Source organism: Bradyrhizobium sp., from assembly GCF_016462955.1.
GTDB lineage: Bacteria > Pseudomonadota > Alphaproteobacteria > Rhizobiales > Xanthobacteraceae > Bradyrhizobium.
Genome location: NZ_JAEMSD010000798.1, coordinates 1 through 2,044, shown reverse-complemented (window position 1 = coordinate 2,044; position 2,044 = coordinate 1). Strand labels below are relative to the sequence as shown.

General features: G+C 64.2%; 1 protein-coding gene. It reads left to right on the top strand.

Annotated features, from left to right (window positions below; genetic code table 11):
• Nucleotides 1–447 precede the first annotated feature (447 nt).
• Nucleotides 448–2,040 (top strand): choline dehydrogenase, encoded by a 1,593-nt coding sequence (locus tag JHD07_RS38525; protein WP_291631743.1) that lies wholly within the window; start codon nucleotides 448–450, stop codon nucleotides 2,038–2,040.
• Nucleotides 2,041–2,044: the final 4 nt, after the last annotated feature.

Sequence of the window (2,044 nt, the reverse complement as noted above, 5' to 3'; positions counted from 1 at the left end):
ACCTATGACCTTCAGGTTATGAGCCTGACGAGCTACCGGGCTGCTCCACCCCGCGTTAAACCTTTGCGCGCCTTCGTTGAGGGAGTCCGGGGACGGTCGGTTGAGGCCTGCGCTGTTCGCGTGGCTTGCTCGGTCCGTCCCAAAGGCTTCCTTGGAAGGCAACCCCGGGCAGAGCCCGTCGGGTGCGAGGGGTATGTATCAAGGCGGGGTGCCTTTGGAAAGGGCTGCGGGAACGTTTTTTTCGACTTTATGACAGGGATCAGGGCCGATTTCTTAGGCGTTCCCCACCCTCTTGCCAGAAGTTCCACAAACGGCCAGCTTGCGGCAACAAGATTAAGGCTGAAAAGGCCGCAGTGTCGTTCCTGGGCGCGAAACGAACCCGGAATCTCGAGATTCCGGGTTCGCGCTTCGCGCGCCCCGGAATGACCGTAACGGGGGAAACAAGCATTGACCGACACATTCGATTTCGTCGTCGTGGGCGCGGGCTCGGGCGGCTGCACGGTTGCGGGGCGGCTGTCGGAGGATGCGGCGACGTCCGTGGCGTTGCTCGACGCCGGCGGACGCAACGACACCTGGCGGATCACCACGCCATTCGGGCTTGCTCTGCCCTACAGCCCGGCCAACTGGGCCTTCGATACCGTGCCGCAGAAGGGATTGAACGGCCGCATCGGCTACCAACCGCGCGGCAAGGGCCTCGGCGGCTCCTCGGCGATCAACGCGATGGTCTACATCCGCGGTCACAAATCGGATTACGACCATTGGGCCGCGCTCGGCAATTCCGGCTGGTCCTATGCGGACGTACTGCCCTACTTCAAGGCTTCCGAGAACAACGCCGATTTCGACGGCGAGTATCACGGCAAGGGCGGCCCGCTGCACGTCAACAAGCTGCGCTCGGACAATCCGATCCACGACGTCTTCCACCAGGCGGCGCGCGAGGCGCAGTTCCGTATCCGCGAGGACTTCAATGCCGAGGACCAGGAGGGGCTCGGCAGCTACCAGGTGACCCAGCACAAGGGCGAGCGGTGGAGCGCGGCGCGCGCCTACGTGGATCCCCACCTCGGCAAGCGCGCGAACCTGCGCGTCGAGACGGGCGCACACACCACGAGAATCCTGTTCGAAGGAGGCCGCGCGGTCGGCGTCGAATATGTGCAGGGCAAGCAGACAAAGCAGTTGCGCGCCCGCCGCGAGGTGATCCTCGCCGCCGGCGCCTTCCAGTCGCCGCAGCTGTTGATGCTGTCAGGCGTCGGCGATGGCAATGCGCTTGGCCAGCATGGCATCGCCATCGTGCATCACCTGCCGGGCGTCGGGCGCAATCTGCAGGACCACCCGGATTTCGTGTTCGTCTACGCCTCGGATTACCCGCACTTCGTTCATTCGTCGCTCGGCCGGCTGCCATCCCTGCTGCGCGGCATCCAGCAGTACCGCCGCGAGCGACGCGGCGTGATGACCACCAATTTCGCCGAGTGTGGCGGCTTCCTGAAGACGCGGCCGGATCTCGACATACCGGACATTCAACTGCACTTCGTCATCGCGATGCTCGACGACCACGGCCGCAAGAAGCACAAGGAGGCGGGCTTCTCGTGCCATGTCTGCCTGCTCAGGCCGAAGAGCCGCGGCAGCGTATGGCTCAAAAGCGCCGATCCGCTCGCACCGCCCATGATCGATCCAAATTTCCTCGGCGAGGAAGAGGATGTCGAGGCGATGGTCGCAGGCTTCAAGACCACGCGCCGCCTGATGGACACGCCGGCGCTGCGCGCGCTGCAGAAGAGGGACATGTTCACCGCCGATGTCCGAACCGACGACCACATCCGCAACATCTTGCGCGAGCGAGTCGACACCGTCTATCACCCCGTCGGCACCTGCAAGATGGGCACGGATGCGCTTGCCGTGGTCGATCCGGCACTCAAGGTGCGCGGCGTGGAGGGATTGCGCGTCGTCGATGCCTCGATCATGCCGACGCTGATCGGGGGCAACACCAACGCGCCGACCATCATGATCGGGGAGAAGGCGGCGGATATGATCAAGGGAGAGATGCGGTAGATGG